This window comes from Arthrobacter pascens, from assembly GCF_030816475.1.
GTDB classification, from domain to species: Bacteria; Actinomycetota; Actinomycetes; order Actinomycetales; family Micrococcaceae; genus Arthrobacter; species Arthrobacter pascens_B.
The window spans coordinates 1,199,510-1,219,248 of the sequence record NZ_JAUSXF010000001.1 but is presented as its reverse complement, the minus strand read 5'-3'; the positions used below and the strand labels follow the sequence as shown (position 1 = coordinate 1,219,248).

General features: G+C 65.7%; 21 protein-coding genes, 1 pseudogene and 1 riboswitch. Of the genes and pseudogenes, 11 read left to right on the top strand and 11 right to left on the bottom strand.

Annotated features, from left to right (window positions below; genetic code table 11):
* Positions 1-66: 66 nt before the first annotated feature.
* Positions 67-1,266: a molybdopterin-synthase adenylyltransferase MoeB gene (moeB, locus tag QFZ40_RS05720; RefSeq protein ID WP_306903330.1), complete on the bottom strand. Its 1,200-nt coding sequence runs from the start codon at positions 1,264-1,266 to the stop codon at positions 67-69.
* A gap of 85 nt (positions 1,267-1,351) precedes the next feature.
* On the opposite strand from moeB, the gene QFZ40_RS05715 reads away from it, so the two are divergent.
* From QFZ40_RS05715 to QFZ40_RS05705, 3 genes are read left to right on the top strand one after another with little or no spacing between them, the layout of a single operon-like run.
* The gene (locus tag QFZ40_RS05715) at positions 1,352-2,017 is read left to right on the top strand and encodes a TetR/AcrR family transcriptional regulator (protein WP_306903329.1); all 666 of its coding nucleotides are present in this window, start codon (positions 1,352-1,354) and stop codon (positions 2,015-2,017) included.
* Between the two features lie 52 nt (positions 2,018-2,069).
* Positions 2,070-2,294 (top strand): DUF3107 domain-containing protein, encoded by a 225-nt coding sequence (locus QFZ40_RS05710; RefSeq protein WP_306903328.1) that lies wholly within the window; start codon positions 2,070-2,072, stop codon positions 2,292-2,294.
* Between the two features lie 39 nt (positions 2,295-2,333).
* The gene (locus QFZ40_RS05705; RefSeq protein WP_306903327.1) at positions 2,334-2,636 is read left to right on the top strand and encodes a hypothetical protein; all 303 of its coding nucleotides are present in this window, start codon (positions 2,334-2,336) and stop codon (positions 2,634-2,636) included.
* Positions 2,637-2,645: 9 nt separating this feature from the next.
* On the opposite strand, the gene QFZ40_RS05700 is transcribed toward QFZ40_RS05705, so the two are convergent.
* From QFZ40_RS05700 to thiO, 4 genes are all read right to left on the bottom strand, one after another.
* On the bottom strand, positions 2,646-3,314 hold the full coding sequence (locus QFZ40_RS05700) for a 4a-hydroxytetrahydrobiopterin dehydratase (protein ID WP_306903326.1): 669 nt from the start codon (positions 3,312-3,314) through the stop codon (positions 2,646-2,648).
* A gap of 63 nt (positions 3,315-3,377) precedes the next feature.
* The gene (locus QFZ40_RS05695; protein ID WP_306903325.1) at positions 3,378-4,193 is read right to left on the bottom strand and encodes a thiazole synthase; all 816 of its coding nucleotides are present in this window, start codon (positions 4,191-4,193) and stop codon (positions 3,378-3,380) included.
* Positions 4,194-4,198: 5 nt separating this feature from the next.
* Positions 4,199-4,435 (bottom strand): sulfur carrier protein ThiS, encoded by a 237-nt coding sequence (thiS, locus tag QFZ40_RS05690; RefSeq protein WP_306903324.1) that lies wholly within the window; start codon positions 4,433-4,435, stop codon positions 4,199-4,201.
* On the bottom strand, positions 4,432-5,742 hold the full coding sequence (gene thiO, locus QFZ40_RS05685) for a glycine oxidase ThiO (protein WP_373427396.1): 1,311 nt from the start codon (positions 5,740-5,742) through the stop codon (positions 4,432-4,434). Before thiO ends, thiS begins: the two co-directional genes overlap by 4 nt.
* A riboswitch (TPP riboswitch) is annotated at positions 5,738-5,855 on the bottom strand. Its footprint overlaps the gene before it by 5 nt.
* A 27-nt stretch (positions 5,856-5,882) precedes the next feature.
* Between thiO and thiE the strand changes: the two genes are divergently transcribed.
* From thiE to QFZ40_RS05665, 4 genes are all read left to right on the top strand, one after another.
* On the top strand, positions 5,883-6,641 hold the full coding sequence (gene thiE / locus QFZ40_RS05680; protein WP_306903322.1) for a thiamine phosphate synthase: 759 nt from the start codon (positions 5,883-5,885) through the stop codon (positions 6,639-6,641).
* A 78-nt stretch (positions 6,642-6,719) separates the two neighbouring features.
* Positions 6,720-8,228 (top strand): RNB domain-containing ribonuclease, encoded by a 1,509-nt coding sequence (locus tag QFZ40_RS05675; protein WP_306903321.1) that lies wholly within the window; start codon positions 6,720-6,722, stop codon positions 8,226-8,228.
* A gap of 311 nt (positions 8,229-8,539) precedes the next feature.
* The gene (locus QFZ40_RS05670) at positions 8,540-10,243 is read left to right on the top strand and encodes a DEAD/DEAH box helicase (protein ID WP_306903320.1); all 1,704 of its coding nucleotides are present in this window, start codon (positions 8,540-8,542) and stop codon (positions 10,241-10,243) included.
* 8 nt (positions 10,244-10,251) lie between these two features.
* Complete coding sequence (locus QFZ40_RS05665; protein ID WP_306903319.1) at positions 10,252-11,124, top strand: DNA-methyltransferase; 873 nt, start codon at positions 10,252-10,254, stop codon at positions 11,122-11,124.
* Between the two features lie 57 nt (positions 11,125-11,181).
* Here the strand turns inward: QFZ40_RS05665 and QFZ40_RS05660 are convergent, their stop codons facing one another.
* From QFZ40_RS05660 to QFZ40_RS05655, 3 genes and pseudogenes are all read right to left on the bottom strand, one after another.
* Positions 11,182-12,033 (bottom strand): PHP domain-containing protein, encoded by an 852-nt coding sequence (locus QFZ40_RS05660; protein WP_306903318.1) that lies wholly within the window; start codon positions 12,031-12,033, stop codon positions 11,182-11,184.
* Between the two features lie 29 nt (positions 12,034-12,062).
* Complete coding sequence (locus QFZ40_RS21605; RefSeq protein WP_373427462.1) at positions 12,063-12,248, bottom strand: ester cyclase; 186 nt, start codon at positions 12,246-12,248, stop codon at positions 12,063-12,065.
* Positions 12,178-12,489, bottom strand: a pseudogene (locus tag QFZ40_RS05655) (ester cyclase); the annotation flags it as partial. The pseudogene QFZ40_RS05655 and the gene QFZ40_RS21605, both read right to left, overlap by 71 nt.
* 179 nt (positions 12,490-12,668) lie before the next feature.
* Here QFZ40_RS05655 and QFZ40_RS05650 point away from each other — a divergent pair.
* Positions 12,669-14,252, top strand: a complete 1,584-nt coding sequence (locus QFZ40_RS05650; RefSeq protein ID WP_306903316.1) for an aminopeptidase P family protein — start codon at positions 12,669-12,671, stop codon at positions 14,250-14,252.
* Positions 14,253-14,342: 90 nt separating this feature from the next.
* Here QFZ40_RS05650 and QFZ40_RS05645 read toward each other — a convergent pair whose 3' ends face one another.
* A complete protein-coding gene (locus QFZ40_RS05645) occupies positions 14,343-15,221 on the bottom strand; it encodes a general stress protein (RefSeq protein ID WP_306903315.1) in 879 nt (292 codons plus the stop codon).
* Between the two features lie 77 nt (positions 15,222-15,298).
* Here QFZ40_RS05645 and QFZ40_RS05640 point away from each other — a divergent pair, with 77 nt between their 5' ends.
* The 3 genes from QFZ40_RS05640 to QFZ40_RS05630 are packed head-to-tail and all read left to right on the top strand — an operon-like array spanning position 15,299 to position 18,433.
* Positions 15,299-16,582: a magnesium transporter MgtE N-terminal domain-containing protein gene (locus QFZ40_RS05640; RefSeq protein ID WP_306903314.1), complete on the top strand. Its 1,284-nt coding sequence runs from the start codon at positions 15,299-15,301 to the stop codon at positions 16,580-16,582.
* A gap of 1 nt (position 16,583) precedes the next feature.
* Positions 16,584-17,294 (top strand): DUF1003 domain-containing protein, encoded by a 711-nt coding sequence (locus QFZ40_RS05635; protein ID WP_306906829.1) that lies wholly within the window; start codon positions 16,584-16,586, stop codon positions 17,292-17,294.
* A gap of 11 nt (positions 17,295-17,305) precedes the next feature.
* Positions 17,306-18,433: an Mrp/NBP35 family ATP-binding protein gene (locus QFZ40_RS05630; protein ID WP_306903313.1), complete on the top strand. Its 1,128-nt coding sequence runs from the start codon at positions 17,306-17,308 to the stop codon at positions 18,431-18,433.
* 24 nt (positions 18,434-18,457) lie between these two features.
* Here QFZ40_RS05630 and QFZ40_RS05625 read toward each other — a convergent pair whose 3' ends face one another.
* Positions 18,458-18,871, bottom strand: coding sequence for a Sec-independent protein translocase TatB (locus tag QFZ40_RS05625; RefSeq protein WP_306903312.1), 414 nt, complete (start codon positions 18,869-18,871; stop codon positions 18,458-18,460).
* Between the two features lie 69 nt (positions 18,872-18,940).
* A complete protein-coding gene (locus QFZ40_RS05620) occupies positions 18,941-19,729 on the bottom strand; it encodes an anti-sigma factor (protein ID WP_306903311.1) in 789 nt (262 codons plus the stop codon).
* Positions 19,730-19,739 lie beyond the last annotated feature (10 nt).

Sequence of the window (19,739 nt, the reverse complement as noted above, 5' to 3'; positions counted from 1 at the left end):
ACGGAAGTGAGAGAGCGTCGTTCAAATTGGTGCGAAAAGTGAGAGAGCGTTGCTGACGGGCTCTGGTCAGTAGACGGGCTTTCCCGGCTCCACGTCGCGCACCCAGGCCAGGATTCCGCCGTCGAGATGACTGACCCTCTGGTAGCCGGCCTTCCGTGCCGCTTCAAGCACGTTGGCTGACCGGGTCCCGGCTTTGCAGTGGAAGACGATGTCCCTGTCCTGCGGAAGCTCGCTCCAGGCCTCCCCCGCCAATATTCTTCCCTGCGGGATCAGCAGCGAACCCTCGATGCTGACGATGTCGTGTTCACCCGGTTCCCGGACATCTATCAGGTCAAAGTCCTTCAGTCCGGCCTTCCGCGACGCCAGCATGGTGGCCAGCTGTGTCGCCGTCACTGTGTGTTCGGTATCGGCGGACGCGGCGGGGACAATTCCGCAGAAGGCGTCGTAGTCGGTCAGCTCGGTGATGGGTTCCGCCGCCGGATCCTTGGAGACCCGAATTTCGCGCCAGCTGCCGCCCAGCGCATCAAACAGTGCCACCCGGCCAAGGAGGGAACGCCCGACGCCGGTGATCAGTTTGACGGCCTCGGTCACCATGAGCGAGCCCACGGCTGCACACAGCATGCCGAACACGCCGCCCTCGCCGCAGGAGGGCACTGACCCTGCCGGCGGGGCCTCCGGATAGAGGTCGCGGTAGGTCGGCCCGTGCTTTTCCCAGAATACGCTGACCTGGCCGTCGAAGCGGAAGATCGAGCCCCAGACGTACGGCTTGCCCAGGATGGCGGCGGCGTCGTTGACCAGGTAGCGCGTGGCGAAGTTGTCAGCGCCGTCCAGGATGAGGTCGTATTCGGCGAAAAGTTCCAAGGCGTTGGAGGCGTCCAGCCGGACGTTATGCAGCCGGACGTCCACCAGCGGGTTCAGCCCGGCGATGGCATCCCGGGCGGAGTCGATCTTGGGTCGTCCGACGTCAGCGATGCCGTGGATGACCTGGCGCTGCAGGTTGCTGAGGTCCACGGCGTCGTCGTCGATGATTCCCAGTGTGCCGACGCCCGCCGCGGCAAGGTACAGCAGCGCAGGGGACCCCAGCCCCCCGGCTCCGATGACCAGGACTTTGGCATTCCTGAGCCGTCGCTGCCCCACGGCGCCGATCTCCGGAATGATGAGGTGCCGCGAATAGCGTTCCACCTCCGCCGGGGTCAGATCGCCCGCGGGCTCCACCAGCGGTTCAAGCGAAACGGACGAAGCATTTGCGGTGAATGTCGAAGCCATACTTCAATGTAGGCCCCGAGATCCCGCGCGGTCATATTACCGCGCAGTAAAGTGGAAGTAACTGCAATGGAAAGTAGGACAAACTGTGGTCCATGAAGCACGGACTGACCGGGCGTCCGGCGGCGAACCCACTTCCCCCCAGCGCACGTCGGGCCAGCGGTCCGCCAGGCTCCCCCGCGACGAACGCCGGGCGCAGCTTCTTGCGGCTGCGCAGGAAGTCTTCGTCGCCAACGGGTACCACGGCGCAGCGATGGACGAGATCGCCGAGACGGCACATGTCAGCAAGCCGGTGCTTTACCAGCATTTCCCGTCGAAACGCGAACTGTACCTTGCCCTGCTGGACAGCCATCTCACGGCCCTGACGGAACTGATGCTCGGCGCCCTCGGCTCCACCACCGACAACGATGAACGGGTCCAGGCAGTCATGCGGGCCTATTACCGGTTCATCGCCAGCGATGACCAGGCGCACCGGCTGGTCTTCGAATCCGACCTCATCAACGATCCAGATGTCAGTTCCCGGCTGGAAACCTTCAACAGGACCTTCGCCGACGCCGTTGCCCGGGTCATCGCCGAGGACACCAAACTGCCGCACATGGAAGCACAGCTCCTGGGGCGGGGGCTGGCCGGAATGGCACAGGTCAGCGCACGTTACTGGCTGGAAACGGACGGGAACCTTGACCTCGATGTGGCAAGTGACCTCATCTACCGTTTAGCTTGGCGCGGAATCTCTCGCTTCCCCAAGGAAACCTAGACTACAAATAAGACATCATCATCGAAACTTTGATTGGCTGGGAGGCCCCGCTTTGGAAATTAAGATCGGCGTTCAGAACATTGGCCGCGAAATTGTGCTTGAGTCGGATGAGGATGCTGATGCGGTCGCCAAGATTGTCCAGGAGGCCCTTACCAAGGGCAGCGAACTGCGCCTGAAGGATGACAAGGGACGCGTGATCATCGTTCCCGGCAACGCGCTGGGCTACGTCGAGATCGGTGCCGAAGAGGCCCGCCGCGTTGGTTTCGGCCAGTTCTGACCCCTGTGCCGGGCTCCGGCCGCATCCTGAGGAGATCCCATGCTTTCATTGACCATCGTTGTCCTGGTGACCACAGCCGCCGGCTTTATTGTCTGGGCCAATGACAAGCGGCATGCCAAATACGGCATGGGCCTGCCCGCAGGCGTTGCAGTCGCGGTGGCCGCACTGAGCTGGATCATTTTCATGGCGGCGGGCTTTGGGTACCAGCCGGGCCTGACCTGGATCCCGTGGGTCCTGCCCACGGCGCTGGGAACCGCCGCGGCCATCGCGGCGGTTGCCTACCTGGGCCGGACCCGGGCCCGTTACGACACCATGCGGCTGACTGCAGCGCTCAAGCTTTAGCGCGGGGGCCTAGGCCTCAGGGTCATAGCCTTCCTCAGTGCACAGGCACAATCGGTTCCCTTGGACATCCGTGACCACCACCCAGTCGGGTGCGTGGTCACGGTTCATTGACGCGCCGGTCGCAGCCGTCTTCTCCAGGACAGGTCCGGATTCGGCTTTGCTCCAGTGCACGTCCACATGGATGCGGCTGCTGTTGGGCGTCGGTGTTTCCTGGAACCAGACATTGGGCCCGCGCCCGAACGGATCCACCAGATCGTTTCCGCCCTCAACCCGCTTATACCCGAGGGCAACGCGCCATACTTCCGAGATCGCTGCGGCCTCCGCGGTATCGATCGCCAGTTCAACCGTCCTGTACAGGCCCGGTTCAGCCGCTGCCCCGGCCGCTGAGGCAGCCGCGCTGACCGCGGCTGCCGCCCTGGTGTCGCGCTCTGTGACTTCACCGCCGGCGTCGTGGGAGGTAAACCGGATGAAGACACGGTTATACCGCCAGTCCAGGTCCGGATGGTGGTTCTGCTCCTCAGCGAGGCGCCCGACGGCGGCGATCAGCTCCAGCGCGGCGGCCGCCGTCGGCGCTTTGTAGGCAGTGACCAGTCCGCCCAGGCGGTACCGCCAGTCCGGGAGTCCGTCCAGGGCCTCGTCGATCCGCGCCCTGGTGAGAATGTCTTCCTTGCCGGCCACTGCTGACTCCTTGGCTCGTCGCGGTGAGCCCGGTCCTGGCGGCCGCGGCGGCTGGATGCCGGTCTACAGGAACTCTGCCCGGCCTTCCATGGCCGATGACGCCAGGGCGTGCTCGCGGCGCGGTATCCTCCCGGCCGCTTTCGCCAGCCTACCGGCGATAACGGCGTGTTTGAAGGCTTCGCCCATCAGCGCCGGGTTCTGGGCACGTGTCACGGCAGTCGCGAGCAACACGGCGTCGCAGCCCAATTCCATGGCAAGGGCGGCGTCCGAGGCGGTGCCAATGCCGGCATCCAGGACCACGGGCACCGACGCCCGGGAAACGATCAGCTCGATGTTGTGCGGATTGAGGATCCCCAGGCCGGTACCGATGGGCGCTCCGAGCGGCATGACGGCCACGGCGCCGAGGTTCTCAAGCCGAAGGGCAAGGACGGGGTCGTCGTTGGTGTAGGCGAACACCTTGAAGCCGCGGTTGACCAGCTGCTCCGTGGCGTCCACCAGCTCAACGGCGTCGGGCAGGAGGGTCTGTTCATCGGCGATGACCTCTAGCTTGACCCAGTCGGTTTCCAGCGCCTCACGGGCAAGTTCCGCCGTCATGACGGCATCGCGGGACGTGAAGCAGCCGGCGGTATTGGGCAGGACCCGGATCCCGTGTTCCACCAGGAGCTGGAAGAGCGATCCCGTCTCGGCGGGCGAATAACGGCGCATGGCCACGGTGGTCAGCTCGGTTCCGGACGCGATCAGGGCAGCACCGAGCCCGTCCAGGCTCGGCGCGCCGCCGGTGCCCATGATGAGCCGGGATCCGAGGGCGACGCCGTCGATGACCAGGCTGTCCGCGTCCGTCCGCTGCTTCACTGTGTCGATGCCGCTGGTTTCCGTCATGGCGCTCAGCCTCCCTGGACTGCTGTGACAAGTTCCACGTCGTCACCCTCGGCGAGCGCTGTGACGTGCCACTGGCTGCGGGGAACTACTGCGGAGTTGTGCGCTACGGCCACGCCGAGTTTCCGGCCGTCCGTCGCCTGCCCGTCGGGCGCGAGGGGGCGGCCTGTGACCTGGCTGACCAGGGTGGTGATGGAGGCGCCGTCGGCCACGGCGTGGTGCGATCCGTTGAGGGTGATGTTCATGCTGTTTCCTTTTGTGGGTCAGGGTTGCGGCCGGCCAGGGGCGTGCCGGAAAACCTGGCGGGGCTGAAAGCCTGCCAGCGGCGGTCCTCGGCGCCATCCATGAGGGACCTGCAGATAGCCGCCGCAGCGGGGGTGAGCAGGACGCCATGACGGAAGAACCCGGTGGCGATGATCAGCCCCGCAACATCTTCCCCGCTGTCCTGAAGCGGGCGCACCCTTGCCCGGCCAAGCAGCGGTGCGTTGTCCGGCGTGGCGGGACGTGCCCGGGCGGTGCTTTCCACCAGTTCCAACTCCGCGACGGCGGGTACCAGCGCCTGGGCATCGCGCAGCAGCTGGTAGACCCCGCCAGCGGAGACGGCGCCGTCGCCCGTGACGGACAGTGCGTCTTCACGCTGGCTTGCTCCGATGACCACCGAGCCATCCTGCCGGGGAACGATGTACACGGGAACACCGTGGACCAGCCCGCGGACGGTGGAGGTAACCAGCGGGCGCAGATGCTGCGGAACGGCGAGGCGGAGGATGTCCCCATGGACAGGGCGCAGCGGCAGCCGGAGCCCTTCCGGCAGGCCCTCCAGGGATGAAGCCTGCAGCCCGTTGGCCACCACAGTCTCGCGGGCCAGGACCGTCCCGCCTTGAGCGAGCCTCACGCCGCTGACCCGCCCGTCCTGCCAGAGGAGGGACGTAGCCCGGTCCTCGACAGCGAAGCCATCCCGGGCTCCTTCGACGTCGGTTCCGGATCCGGGCTCATGCGAAGCGAGCACCTGCCGGAGGCACGCCACCAGCTTCCGCGGATCCACCTGGTGGTCGGCGGGGATGTCCAGTGCGCAGGATATCGCGGGGCTGAGCAGGCCCTCCCTGGCCCTGGCCTCACGAACCGTGAGCGGTTCCACTGTCAGTCCGTTGGCCTGCTGGACGGTCCGCAGGTCCATGAGCACCCTGCGGTCAGCGGCGTCGGCCGCCACCGCGATAGTGGACGTGGAGAGGTAGCCTGTGTCCAGCCCCGATGCGTCAGCAAGGTCTGAGGCGAAGGCCGGCCACAGGCCGGAGGATTCAAGCATGAGCTCCAGGAGGTCCTGCTCCTGGTAGTGGAGCTCGCTGACCGGCGCAAGCATGCCGGCGGCCGCCCAGCTCGCACCGGAACCTGGCGCGTTGTCGATGAGGACCACCGAACGTCCTGAACGCCTCGCTTCCCAGGCGATGCCATGGCCGATGACTCCGCCGCCGATCACCGCCACGTCCGCTTTTAGCAGCCCTGAAATGCGGGGAGACGAAGCAGAATCCGGTGAGGGACTCCGGGATGGGGGCAAGACGTGTTTCCTTCCCTACGCCGGTACTAGCCGGATCAGGTCAAGCGGTCGGCTCTGACGCCCTCTCAGCCCGGTGCTTTGTGACAGCCGCCGCGGCTCCCGCAGTACCAGCCCAGTTTAGAGGAACTAGGGTGGTTTGCATGAACCCAGCCCTTTCTGACCACGCGGCCGTCTCCACCAGCTCCGACGCGGCCGGCAGTGAAGACGGCGGCCGCGGCCTCGGCAGTGCGCGCCTCTACCTCTGCACCGACGCACGGCGCGAGCGCGGCGACTTTGCTGAGTTTGTCGACTCTGCGTTTGCCGGCGGTGTGGACATCATCCAGCTCAGGGACAAGGCCATCGAAGCGGCCGAGGAGCTCGAACTCCTCGCGGTCCTGAAAGAGGCAGCCCAGCGCCACGGGCGCCTGTGGGCGGTGAATGACCGGGCAGATATCGCTGTCCTGTCGGGGGCACCCGTGTTCCATATCGGTCAGAGGGATCTCCCGCTGCCGGCGGCCAGGACCCTTCTGAACGGGAACGCGGAAATCGGCCTGTCCACTCACAGTACGGAACAGATCGACGCCGCCATCGGGGCATCTGCCGCAATGCTGGCCGCCCCGGCGGGACTGGACTATTTCTGCGTCGGTCCTGTCTGGGCCACCCCAACAAAACCAGGCCGGGCCGCCGTCGGACTTGACCTTGTCAGGTACGCCGCCGGAACGGTAACCAAAGCGGAATCCTCTCCCGGCGGTGCACCCGTGCCCTGGTTCGCCATCGGCGGCATTGACCTGGGCAACGTGGAGCAGGTGGTGGAAGCCGGAGCCAGCCGGGTGGTGGTGGTCCGCGCCATCACCGAGGCGCCGGATCCGGCAGAAGCGGCCTCAGCGCTGCTTGCCGCGCTTGACGCCGGGATGTCCTAAAGCCTTGGTGCCCTCCCTCGAACGGCCGCCGGGGCGATAGCGTGCACTAACTGTGGAAATCGGGCTAACCTGATTTTCGTGTCACATCATCGGCTGGCCCCTAACGTCCACGAGCACACCAACGCGCTCGAGGAGGCGCTGGGCGCGCTGAGAACGGAACTGGAACTGCCGGGACCGTACCCCGACGAGGCGGTGCGCGACGCTGAGGCGGCCGTGGCTTCACACCGGATGCCGGCCTCCGACCTGACTGACGTAGAGTTCCTCACCATTGATCCCGAATCGTCCACCGATCTGGACCAGGCGCTGTTCATCGAGCGCGACGGTACGGGCTACAAGGTGCTTTACGCCATCGCGGACGTTCCTTCCTTCGTGGTCCCCGGCGGCGCCCTGGACGCCGAGACCCGGCGCCGGGGTCAGACGTTTTACGCGCCGGATGGCCGGATCCCACTGCATCCGGAAGTCATCAGCGAGCAGGCCGGCAGCCTCCTCGCAGGTCAGCTATGCTCTGCGTTCGTCTGGGAATTCCGGCTTGATGATGCCGCCGAGGTCACCTCCGTGACTGTCCGGAGGGCCAGGATGCGAAGCCGCACCAAGCTCAGCTACAAAGGCGCCCAGGCGGAGCTCGACGCCGGAACAGCCACCCCTGTCCTGCAACTCCTCAAAGAAGTGGGACTCAAGCGCGTTGCCCTGGAGCGTGCCCGCGGCGGAGCCAGCCTGAACATGCCGGAACAGGAGATTGTCCAGCTGCCCGACGGCGGCTACCGCATTGCCGCCGCTCCCCAGCTTCCCGTGGAGGACTGGAATGCCCAGATTTCGCTCATGACCGGGATGGCGGCCGCCAGGCTGATGCTGGACGGAAAAGTGGGGATCCTCCGTACCATGCCGTCCCCCGACGAACGCTCCTTGGGCCACTTCAGGATCCAGACCGAGGCCCTCGGCAAGCCGTGGGACGGGGAGGTCAGCTACGGTGAATATCTCCGAACCCTGGACCCCCTCGACCCGCGCCAGCTGGCCATCCTCCATTCGGCAGGCATGCTGTTCCGCGGCGCCAGCTACACGGCGTTCGACGGCGACGTCCCCGAGGACGCCATCCAATCTGCCATCGGTGCTGCCTATGCGCACACCACTGCTCCGCTCCGTCGGCTGGTGGACCGCTTCGTGCTGGTGATCTGTGAGGCGCTCAGCAACGGCAGGCCCGCGCCAGGCTGGGCCAGGGAAGCGCTGCCATCGCTGCCGGTGATCATGGCCGGCTCCGACCAGCTCGCGTCGCGGATGGAACGCATGGCACTGGACACCGTCGAAGCCGCCCTGCTGGTCAACCACATCGGGCAGGAATTCGACGCGATAGTCATCTCGGGGTCCAAGCCGCAGAAGGATAATGGCGGCGGCAATGGCAACGGCAGGAACGGGACCGCTAACGGCAGGAACGGCGCCAACGGCAACGGCGGATCCGGGATTATCCAGATTGCTGAACCGGCGGTCACGGCCCGGTGCGCGGGTGATCTTGAGCCGGGCACCAAGGTCCGGGTGCGGCTGATCTCCTCGGATATAGCCACCAGGGAAGTCCATTTCGAACTTGTGGAGTGAGGCCCGGCGTCCGTGACTTCAGTGCCGCACACTCCGCACAGGGGCCCAAAGCCAGCATTCAGGCTCCGTACGGCTAGACTGAAGGAGTAGAAATGGATGCCCGGTCGTTGATTTCCTTGATTTGAACTCAACAAGCCCGCCCCTACGCGATCTTGAGATACACCCGCTGGTCACCAGTGCCAGTACTTAGATAGCCCGCGATCGGCTTCCACTGGATTTGCTTGCGCGCCCGAGCGTGCTCCGGAACGGCCATGCAGGCCGGCCCGTCGAGCAGGCAGCGCCAATGCCCAAATGAATAAGGAAACTCACCTGTGAGTGAATTGCATACCCACCAGCTTCTGACTGACGATTCCGGCATCGAAACCCTCGTGCCCGAAGAAACCATCATTTCGGATGAGAAGCCGCACGAAATCGAGGAGAAATCCTTCGCTGACTACAACGTCCGCGCCGATATCGTCGAGTCCCTGGCCGATGCCGGGATCACCCACCCCTTCCCGATCCAGGCGATGACGCTGCCCGTTGCCCTGTCAGGCCATGACATCATCGGCCAGGCCAAGACGGGCACCGGCAAGACCCTCGGCTTCGGTATTCCCGCCCTGCAGCGCGTTGTGGGCCAGGACGACGCCGGTTTTGACAAACTCGCCGTCCCGGGCGCCCCGCAGGCCCTCGTGATCGTTCCCACCCGCGAGCTGGCCGTCCAGGTCGCCAACGACCTCCAGACCGCTTCCCGCAAGCGCAACGCCCGCATCACCACCATCTATGGCGGCCGTGCCTACGAGCCCCAGGTGGATGCCCTGCAGAAGGGCGTAGAGATCGTCGTGGGAACCCCCGGCCGCCTGATCGACCTCTACAAGCAGAAGCACCTGGTCCTCAAGAACGTCAAGATGGTCATCCTTGACGAAGCCGACGAGATGCTGGACCTCGGCTTCCTCCCGGACGTCGAGACCCTGATCGCCGGCACGCCGGCTGTCCGCCAGACGCTCCTGTTCTCCGCCACAATGCCTGGTCCCGTCGTCGCCATGGCGCGCCGCTACATGACCCAGCCAACCCACATCCGTGCGGCTGACCCGGATGACGAGGGCCTGACCAAGCGCGACATCCGGCAGCTCATCTACCGTGCGCACAGCATGGACAAGACCGAAGTTGTCGCCCGCATCCTGCAGGCCCGCGGACGCGGCCGCACCATCATCTTCACCAAGACCAAGCGCACCGCCGCCAAGGTGGCCGAGGAACTGGTGGACCGCGGCTTCGCGGCGGCCGCCATCCACGGCGACCTCGGCCAGGGCGCCCGCGAGCAGGCACTGCGCGCCTTCCGCAACAACAAGGTGGACGTCCTGGTGGCCACCGACGTCGCCGCCCGCGGCATCGACGTCGACGACGTCACCCACGTCATCAACTACCAGTGCGTCGAGGACGAAAAGATCTACCTGCACCGCGTGGGCCGCACCGGCCGTGCGGGCAACAAGGGCACCGCTGTCACGTTTGTGGACTGGGATGACATGCCGCGGTGGGGCCTGATCAACAAGGCCCTTGGCCTCAGCGTTCCGGAGCCCGTCGAAACGTATTCCTCTTCCCCACACCTTTTCGAGGACCTGGACATCCCCGAAGGCACTAAGGGCCGGCTGCCCCGCAACCAGCGCACGCTGGCCGGAGTTGACGCCGAAGTCCTGGAGGACCTGGGCGAGACGGGTAAGAAGAACACCCGTGGCACCAGGGACACCGCCCGTTCCGGCGCGCGCGAGGGAAATCGCGACGGCGGCCGGACCGGCAGCCGCCGCAGCGGCAGCACGAGCAGCGGAAAAGAAAGCGGACGCTCCGGTGACCGCCGTCGTCGTTCATCCGACACTGAGGCTCCCGCAGGCGCGTCAGCCCAGCCGGCAGAAGCGGCGGGGACAGCTGCCACGGAAGTGGACAGGGCCACCCGTGCCCGCCGCCGGACCCGCACCCGCCGCCGCAACGGCGAGATCGTGGCTGGTGGCGACAACGGCGCACAGCCGGGCAGCGCCGAGGCCTAACAGCCTCAATGACTGACACTGTCTGGGCGCCGGACGGCAGCAACCTGGTGGTACACGCGGACAACGCGGAATTCCTCCCTTCGCTGCCGGACGGCGCCTTCACTCTCATTTATGTGGACCCGCCCTTCAACACGGGCAGGGCACAGCAGCGCCAGGAAACCAAGATGGTGGTCAACGCCGACGGTGCGGGCGACCGCGTCGGTTTCAAAGGGCGCTCCTACGACACCATCAAAGGTGCCCTGCACCGCTATGACGACGCCTTCAGCGACTACTGGTCCTTCCTGGAACCGCGGCTTGTTGAAGCGTGGCGGCTGCTCGCGGACGACGGGACGCTCTACCTGCACCTTGACTACCGCGAAGTCCACTACGCCAAGGTGATGCTGGATGCCATCTTCGGCCGCGAATGCTTCCTGAACGAGATTATCTGGGCTTACGACTACGGTGCACGCGCCAAGTACCGCTGGCCGACCAAGCACGACAACATCCTGGTGTACGTCAAGAACCCGGCCACGTACCACTTCGACAGCGCCGAGGTGGACCGCGAGCCCTATATGGCCCCGGGCCTGGTGACCCCGGCCAAGCGTGAGCTCGGCAAGCTGCCAACGGACGTCTGGTGGCACACCATCGTCTCCCCGACGGGCAAGGAAAAGACCGGCTACCCCACCCAGAAGCCGGAAGGACTCATCCGGCGCGTGGTGGCTGCCTCAAGCAGGCCCGGCGACTGGTGCCTGGACTTCTTTGCCGGCTCGGGAACACTTGGCGCCGTGGCCGCGAAGCTTGACCGCAGGTTCGTCTGCGTGGACCAGAACCAGCCGGCCATCGACGTCATGGCCAAGCGGCTGGGCGCCAAGGCCGAGTTCACCTCGTACGGACCCAAGTAAGGAGCAGCAGGTGTCGTTATGAGCGCTCATAACGACACCTGCTGCTACCCGGTTGGGTTAGAAGGGGCGGACTACGCCGGTTCCGCTGCCCAGCTCCTCGATCCTTGCCAGCACCTCCGGTGCGGTCAGGTTCTCCCCCAGCAGGTTGGGTTTGCCGGTGCCGTGGTAGTCGGATGAACCTGTAACCAGCAGTCCGTGCTTGGCCGCGAGGCCACGAAGGAACTCCCGGCCGTCCTCGGGATTGTCCCGGTGGTCGATCTCCAGGCCGGCGAGGCCGGCGTCGATCATCTCCCGGTAGGTGCGCTCCCCCACGATCCTGCCCCGGGCCGAAGCCACCGGGTGGGCGAAAACAGGTACGCCTCCGGCTGCGCAGACAAGTTCGACGGCGGTTGCAGGATCGGGTGCGTAGTGCTGGACGAAATAGCGCGAATGGGAGGTCAGGATGGAGGTGAAGGCCTCCGAGCGGTCCGCGACCACTCCGGCTGCCACGAGCGCATCGGCAATATGGGGACGCCCCAGTGTCGCGCCGGGTGCCACATGGTGGATGACATCGTCCCACGTCAACGGGTAGTCCTCGGAGAGCAGGGTGACCATTCGTTCGGCCCGGGTAAGCCGGGCGTCCTTGGCCTTGGTAATCTCCTCCAGCAGTCCCGGATGGGCCGGATCATGAAGGTAGCTGAGGAGGTGCACGCTGATGCCCTGGTCCGTCCGGCAGGAAATTTCCATGCCCGGAACGAACGCCACTCCGTTGTCCAGCGCGGCCAACGAGGCCTCGGCCCAGCCGTCAGTGGAGTCGTGGTCTGTCAATGCCACCACGTCCAGGCCTGCCCGGGCCGCAGCTGCCATCACATCGGCGGGCGTTTCCGTGCCGTCGGAAACGTTGGAGTGGGCATGCAGGTCAATCCTCACCCGTCCAGCCTAGTTCACGCTCACCGCTGTCACTGCCCGGGGAGATGGATCACGCCCAGCTGCTGCATCAACCCCAGGTCATCCCTGTTCGACCAATGCTCAACGATCCGGCCGTCCTGGATGCGATGGACCGCCACCGCGCTTTCGCGCAAGGGCGCACCGCTGGGCGGGAGCGGGCCGGGGAGTTCGCCTTCGTGGGTTCCGGACGCCGTCAGGCGGGGTCACCACCCTGTCGCCCTCCGCGACCTGGTCCTCGATCTCGTGCCTTCCCGGGGTGGCCTTCCAAAAGATGCGGAAGGCCTGCTTCAGCCCCTCGCGTCCGGCCGGCATGCCTGGAAACGGCGGATTGTGGTCAAGGTAGTCCTCGGCGACCAGGTCATCCATGGCGTCGATGTTCCCTGCATCGATCGCCTCGTAGAAACGCCTGATCAAAGCCTTGTTTTCGTCGGTTTCCATGGCAGTCCTCCCGGGTGTCCACGGAAGCCCTGCCTTATGCCGGTCATTGCCCGTGGGAGGCAATCGTAGCGCCAGGGCAGGCGCGCGGGAAGGAGTCTGCTCACGGCCCGCCTGGACATTCACCCGGATTGGTTTTTCCTTTGTCGCCCTAGCCCGGCTGCTGGTGAGACGATGGTGCCGTGAACGATGCCGAAAACACCCCTGACTCTGCTTCCCAGCCTCTCGATGAGCGGGTTAACAACCGCTCGCAGCGGCCCAGTTCGGACGCCTTCAAGGCCTTCATGGCCAGCAACTGGGCTCCCTCGGACCAGGAACTCCCGCCGCGGGACGATGTGGCCGACCACGCCGCAGCCCGGCGAAAGGCAATATCGGACAAGTTCAAGGGCGAACGCCTGGTCCTTCCCGCCGGCCCTCTCAAGGTCCGCTCCAACGACTGCGACTACCGTTTCCGCCCGCACTCCGGCTTCGCGCACCTCACGGGCCTGGGCCTGGACCACGAGCCGGACGCCGTCCTGATTCTCGAACCCGTTCCCGAAGGCACGGGCGACGGCGGCGGCCACCACCGCGCCACACTGTATTTCCGCCCGCTGGCCGGAAGGGACACCGAAAGGTTCTACGCAGACTCACGGTCCGGCGAGTTCTGGATCGGCGCGCGTCCTACGCTGGCGGAGTTCGAAGCCCGTCTGGGCCTGGCCACTGCCCACATCGACGAGCTCGAAGCGGCCATCACCAAAAATGTCGGCGCCCCGGAAATCGGCGGCATCTCCATCCGCCTGGTCCGGAAGGTGGATGAGAACATCGACGCCTTGGTGGACACGGCCCGCTACAACACGGCCAAGGATCCCGAGAATCTGGATCTCGCCGTCCTGGACGCGCTGGACGAGAAACTCACCGAAGCGCTGTCCGAACTCCGCCTCCTGAAGGACGAGTGGGAGATCGAGCAGATGAAGATCGCCGTGGCCGCCACCGTTGAAGGTTTCGAGGAGGTGGTCAAGGCCCTGCCCCGCGCCCTCACGCACGCACGCGGCGAGCGGGTTGTGGAGGGTGCCTTCTTTGCACGCGCCCGCGAGGTCGGCAACGAACTGGGCTACGACACCATCGCGGCCTCCGGTAACAACGCCACGGTGCTGCACTGGACCCGCAACACCGGAAAAATCAACGCCGGCGAGCTGCTGCTTCTGGACGCCGGGGTGGAAGTGGACTCGCTGTATACCGCGGACGTCACCCGGACTCTTCCGGCCAACGGCGTATTCTCCGAGGTCCAACGCAAAGTCTACGAGGCAGTCCTTGATGCCGCCGACGCCGGATTCGCCGCCGCACAGCCGGGCACCAGGTTCCGTGACATCCACACGGCCGCCACCACCGTTCTGGCCGAGCGGCTGGCGGAGTGGGGCCTGCTTCCTGTCAGCGTCCAGGAAGCCATCCGTCCCGAGGGCCAGCAGCACCGGCGATGGATGCCGCACGGAACCAGCCACCACCTTGGGCTTGACGTCCACGACTGCGCGCAGGCCAGGCGCGAGCTGTACCTCGATGGCGTGCTCACCGAGGGCATGGTGTTCACCATCGAGCCCGGCCTGTATTTCAAGAACGAGGACCTCGGCATTCCGGAGGAATACCGAGGCATCGGCATCCGCATCGAAGACGACATCCTGATGACGTCCGAAGGCCCCGTTAACCTCAGCGCCGCCCTGCCCCGCAAGGCCGAGGACGTCGAGTCGTGGATGGCGGGCATCTACCGGGAGGCCGACGGCGACGCCTCCTAAGCGCGGCGGCCGTAAGGCGCGTTAACGGACTGTTGAGGCCCCGCCGGGGCCTCAACAGTCCGTTAATGCTGAATGAGCTTGCAGAACCAGCTAGGGCTGCTGTTCATTCCTGTCACGTTGAGAAGCTGATTCCTGCTGCTGGACGTGCTGTCCGCTGTCCTGGTGCTTGTCGCCCTCGCCAGCCCCTGCGGCAGCGGGAGCCGGATTGTCCGAAACCCTGACACCGTACTGCGGGCGGCCGTCAGGCAGGTCCGGATACCTGACGCCTGCTGCGGGCGCCGGCCCGCCCGGCTGCCCCTCAGGAACGGGCCCGCCCTGGTCCGGCGTGCCGGGTCCCTGCTGGCCGTAGGGGTCTGACCACCCGGAAGGCCGTACAGGACCCTGCCCGGGCGCCTGGCCTGGTTGATTATAGGGCTGGTTCTGGTAGTCGCGCTGGGTGTACGGCCTGGCGGCGGCATCGGAGGGAGTCATCGGCAATTGCTGGAGCAGGCGCCGGGCCTCGTGGGCAGCTTCCAGTGAGACCACAACGTCATAGCTGGTGGCTACCACTTGGCTCGTGGAGGTGAAGTCGCGCTTTCCCCGCTGCATTGCATAGGTCACAATCCCGAACAGCATGAAGAACGCCGCGCCCATCAGCACGGAGGTCAGGATGGAAAAATAGCCCGGGGATGGCGCGAAGAAGGACAGCATCACGCCGACGAACAGGCCGAACCACATGCCGCTGAGAGCCCCGGAAAGGGCGACCCGCGGATAGCTGAGACGGCCTGTCACGCGCTCCACCATCTTGAGTTCATTGCCCACGATGGAAACCATCTGGACAGGGAACTGCTGGTCGGCAAGGTAGTCCACCGCCTTCTGGGCATCCAGGTAGGACGTATACGAGCCGACCGTGTCACCGGTGGGAACGGTACGCGATTCGTCCGGCCCGCTGGGGCCACCGGCCCTGGGAGCACCAAAAATGTTTGACATACCTCCATTCTTGCCCATCAGCATGTGTAGCGCCTGTAAATTCAGCTAAAAGAGAGCAGACTCGGTAGCCTGTAGACGTGAGCACAAATCTGACGCGTGTCTTCGTCGCACGCCTTCTGGGTCTTGACGTCTTCGACCCGCTGGGCGACCGGCTGGGCCGGTTGCGCGACGTTGTGGTGCTCTCCAGAGGAACCCGCGGGGCCCCGCACGTAGTGGGTATCGTCGTTGAGGTTCCGGGTAAGAAACGGGTCTTTGTGCCCATGACGCGGATCACCTCCATCGACCAGACGCAGATCATCTGCACCGGCCTGGTCAACCTCCGCCGCTTCGAACAGCGCGGCGCGGAGACCCTGGTGGTCGCAGAAATGTTCGACCGCCGGGTCACCCTCCGCGACGGAAGCGGCGACGCCACGATCGAAGACATCGCCATGGACCAGCACCGTTCCGGCGACTGGTTCGTGAGCAAGCTGTTTGTCCGCCGCGGCCATTCACTGTCGCCACTGAGCCGGCTCCGCCGCAACGAAACCCTGATCATCGACTGGGCGGACGCGCTCCAGGGCGCCCGGACAGAACCGCAGGCCGCGACCCAGTTTGTGGCAAACCATGAGGACCTCAAGCCCGCCGACTTCGCCGAAGCCCTTCAGGAGATGAGCGACAAACGCCGCTTCGAAGTCGCCAGCGAACTCCAGGATGAACGGCTTGCCGACGTCCTGCAGGAGCTTCCCGAAGATGATCAGGTGGAGATCCTCTCCGCCCTGGACGTCCAACGCGCCGCCGACGTGCTGGAAGAGATGGATCCCGACGACGCCGCAGACCTCCTGGGCGAACTTCCCTCCGCCCAGGCTGAGGAACTGCTGCAACTGATGGAGCCCGAAGGCGCCGAGGATGTCCGGCGGCTCCTGGAATACGACGCCGACACCGCCGGCGGCCTGATGACCCCCGTTCCTGTCATCCTGCCCCCGGAAGCGACAGTTGCCGAGGCCCTGGCACATGTCCGGCGGGAGGAACTCTCGCCGGCCCTCGCTTCGTCCATCTTCATCTCCAGGCCCCCGCTGGAGACTCCCACCGGCCGTTTCCTGGGCGTGGTCCACATCCAGCAGCTGCTGCGCTTTCCTCCGTTTGAACCGCTGGGCAACCTCGTAGACAAGAACCTGGAGCCGTTGTCGGACCAGGCGCATATCAGCGAAGTGGCCCGGACCCTGGCGACGTACAACCTGAACTCGCTCCCGGTGGTCAATGACGCCGGCCGCCTGGTGGGGGCGGTGACGGTGGATGACGTTTTGGATCATCTGCTGCCGGATGACTGGCGCGCCTACGACGGCGAAGCCCCCATAAGAAGGCTCGGAGGCCGCATTGGCTGACATGGCCCCGAAGAATCCCGGCCAGCGGAACCTGCAGAAGGCCGCGGGCAAGGGCAGCCTCGATACGCCCCTGAGCGGCCGCCAGCGCATCCTGCCGAAGTTCTCACCGAACCCCGATGCTTTCGGCCATGCCACGGAGGGCTTTGCCCGGTTCATGGGTACACCGCAGTTCCTGGTGTACATGACTGTCTTCTGCGTCTTCTGGCTGCTGTGGAACACGTTCGCCCCGGTTGACTGGCAGTTCGACTCGCGCGACCTCGGCTTTACGCTGCTGACGCTCATGCTCTCCCTGCAGGCCTCCTACGCGGCGCCCCTGCTGCTGCTGGCACAGAACCGGCAGGACGACCGCGACCGCGTCTCGCTCCAGCAGGACCGCCAGCGGGCCGAACGCAACCTCTCCGACACTGAATACCTGACCAGGGAACTGGCATCGCTGCGGATCGCCCTCCGCGAAGTGGCTACCCGCGACTACGTCCGGGCAGAGCTCAGGTCCCTGCTCGAGGACATGCTGGAGGCGCAGGAGGAACTGCGGACCCATGATCCTTCCGGAGACGGCAGCCACGAATCACCGCGCGACAAGGTCAAGGAAAAGTTGAAGGAGAAGCGGGACCGGCAGCGCAATCCCCGCACGCAGCAGATTCCCAGAGTCGGTCCCGGCCACAGCGCCCAGGACCGCCCCGGCTCCCCGCAGTCCCCGACCCCCGAAAGCTGAGTCCAGCCTGCATGAGTGCCACCTTGGACCAGGCAGTTCACGCTGCACTGGCAACCGTTATCGATCCTGAGCTCCGCCGTCCCATCACTGAACTGGGAATGGTCGATTCCGTTGAGATTTCCGACGACGGCGCCGTCCGGCTGTCGGTGCTGCTCACCATCGCCGGTTGCCCCCTGCGCGAAACCATCACGGCTGACTCCGAAAACGCGCTGTCGGCGGTGCCAGGCGTCACCGCCGTCGAGGTCGAACTGAAGGTGATGACCCAGGCACAGCGGGACGCCCTCAAGGAGAAGCTCCGAGGAGCCGGCGGGCAGCGCGGGATCCCGTTCAACCAGCCGGGGTCGCTGACCAAGGTTTTTGCCGTGGCCAGCGGCAAGGGCGGCGTGGGAAAATCGTCAGTCACAGTCAACCTGGCATGCGCCCTGGCGGCGCAGGGGCTCCGGGTGGGCATTGTGGACGCGGACGTCTACGGGTTCTCCGTCCCGGCGCTGATGGGAATCACCCAGTCGCCCACCCGCGTGGACGACATGATCCTGCCGCCTGTGGCGTTTGGGGTCAAGGTCATTTCGATCGGCATGTTCGTGACAGCCAACCAGCCGGTGGCCTGGCGCGGGCCCATGCTGCACCGTGCACTGGAGCAGTTCCTGACCGATGTCTACTTCGGCGACCTCGACGCTTTGTTCCTTGACCTTCCGCCGGGTACAGGGGACATCGCCATTTCGGTGGCCCAGCTGCTGCCGAAGGCGGAGATCCTGGTGGTCACAACGCCCCAGGCGGCCGCGGCCGACGTCGCGGAACGTGCCGGTGCCATCGCCACCCAGACAGGGCAGTCAGTGGCGGGCGTCATCGAGAACATGTCCTACCTGGAGATGCCCGACGGCGGCAGGATGGAACTGTTCGGAAGCGGCGGCGGGGCGATCCTCGCCGAAAGGCTGACGGCAACGGTGGGTGCCGACGTGCCACTGCTGGGGCAGATTCCCCTGGACATCCTGTTGCGGGAAGGTGGGGACGCAGGTTCCCCGATCGTCCTGGCCCGGCCTGAGACTCCGGCATCCCTGGCGCTGACTGCAATTGCGGACAGGCTGGCCGCCAAGCCACGGGGGCTGGCAGGAATGAAACTGGGGCTGCAGCCCCACTAGCGGCGGCGCTCTAAGACAACCGCCCTACGTGGCTTCCGAATCGAAGGGGGCCACGTCGCCCGCCGAGAGGCGCTGGACGACCCTTTCCGACGGGGAGGTGTCCCCGGTCCCGCTGGCGGCCACGGCCGCTGCGCCGGACACAGCCGCCACGGCGGCAGGGGCGCCCGGGCTGACAGGTTTGGCATCGTCGTCGAGCAGCGCTTCCTTGATGATGCGGCGCGGATCGTACTGGCGGGGGTCGTATTTCTTCCAGTCGACCTCGTCGATATCGATCCCCACCTCCTCTTTGATTTGGTCGCGTGCCCCGGACGCCATGCGCCGGACTTCCTTCACCAGGTTGGCGAGCTTTTGGGTGTATTCGGGCAACCGTTTGGGACCGATCACGAGAATGCCGATGATCAGCAGAAGAAAGAACTCCGGGCCGTTGATTCCAAACACTTTAGGAAGATTACCCTCTCCTGCGTCCCACTGACGATTCGCGCCCGACGGCGGCCGAAACAGCGGGAATCAAGGCGTCAGCATTTCCGCAATTTTGCGGATTCCCCGCTGCAGCCGCTCGCTCACGGATTCGTCCCGGGCGCCAGCCTGAGCCGGTCCGGCCTCCGTAGTGGTACCGGCGTTGACCCCCTCGGCAGCGAGGGCGCTGAGCTTCTTCAGGAGTGCAACGGCGTCGTCCGTCTGGTCCGCCGGAAGGTCGGACTGATACGTCAACGTCCCCGCCGGGGTCTGGTAGGTGGCCGTCCAGGGATCGGTACTGGTGACCCGCAGCTCCCCGGCCGCCGTCGGCTGGCCGCCCGCCTGGTGCCGACCATCCCCAGTGTGCTGTTCAAGGACCGTGGCGTAGTGCTGGCCGTCCCACAACTGCAGTTCCACAGCAGGCACGCCCTGCAGGGTGGTGGTCCTCGCTGACTGGACGTGGAATCCCAAGGAACCGAGCTCGGGGCAGACCCAGCCCTCAGTGCGGAGTTCCGTCAGCTGCGCCTCAGTCAACTTTCTGCCGTCCGCCGGAAGCTGCACAGCATGCTGGGCCAGGCTGCCGGCCAGGTAGTCTCCCGTCGCAGGCAGAGTGTCTCCGGCCAGGGTGAAAGCGCTGACCGCGAGCACGCCTGCGACAGCGGCCGTACCGCCTGCTGTGAATGCGAGGACCCTGGCCGTACGATGCTGCCCCGGGGCAGGCCGCGGAGGGGCAGCGGCCAGAATTTCTGTGTGGGCCAACAAACGGGCCGTCAGGTCCTGGCTTGCCGGCGGAACAGCCGCGCCACGGAGCCGTTCAATGTATTGGCGTTCGCGATGCATGGCCGCGGCA

Excerpts from the sequence above, each read along its gene's own strand:
- QFZ40_RS05705 (WP_306903327.1), top strand. The coding sequence starts at position 2,334 with ATGCTTTCATTGACCATCGTTGTCCTGGTGACCACAGCCGCCGGCTTT.
- QFZ40_RS05695 (WP_306903325.1), bottom strand. The coding sequence starts at position 4,193 with ATGACGGAAACCAGCGGCATCGACACAGTGAAGCAGCGGACGGACGCG.
- thiE (WP_306903322.1), top strand. The coding sequence starts at position 5,883 with ATGAACCCAGCCCTTTCTGACCACGCGGCCGTCTCCACCAGCTCCGAC.
- QFZ40_RS05630 (WP_306903313.1), top strand. The coding sequence starts at position 17,306 with ATGAGTGCCACCTTGGACCAGGCAGTTCACGCTGCACTGGCAACCGTT.
- thiS (WP_306903324.1), bottom strand. The coding sequence starts at position 4,435 with ATGAACATCACCCTCAACGGATCGCACCACGCCGTGGCCGACGGCGCC.
- moeB (WP_306903330.1), bottom strand. The coding sequence starts at position 1,266 with ATGGCTTCGACATTCACCGCAAATGCTTCGTCCGTTTCGCTTGAACCG.
- QFZ40_RS05645 (WP_306903315.1), bottom strand. The coding sequence starts at position 15,221 with ATGTCAAACATTTTTGGTGCTCCCAGGGCCGGTGGCCCCAGCGGGCCG.
- QFZ40_RS05665 (WP_306903319.1), top strand. The coding sequence starts at position 10,252 with ATGACTGACACTGTCTGGGCGCCGGACGGCAGCAACCTGGTGGTACAC.
- QFZ40_RS05620 (WP_306903311.1), bottom strand. The coding sequence starts at position 19,729 with ATGCATCGCGAACGCCAATACATTGAACGGCTCCGTGGCGCGGCTGTT.
- QFZ40_RS05635 (WP_306906829.1), top strand. The coding sequence starts at position 16,584 with ATGGCCCCGAAGAATCCCGGCCAGCGGAACCTGCAGAAGGCCGCGGGC.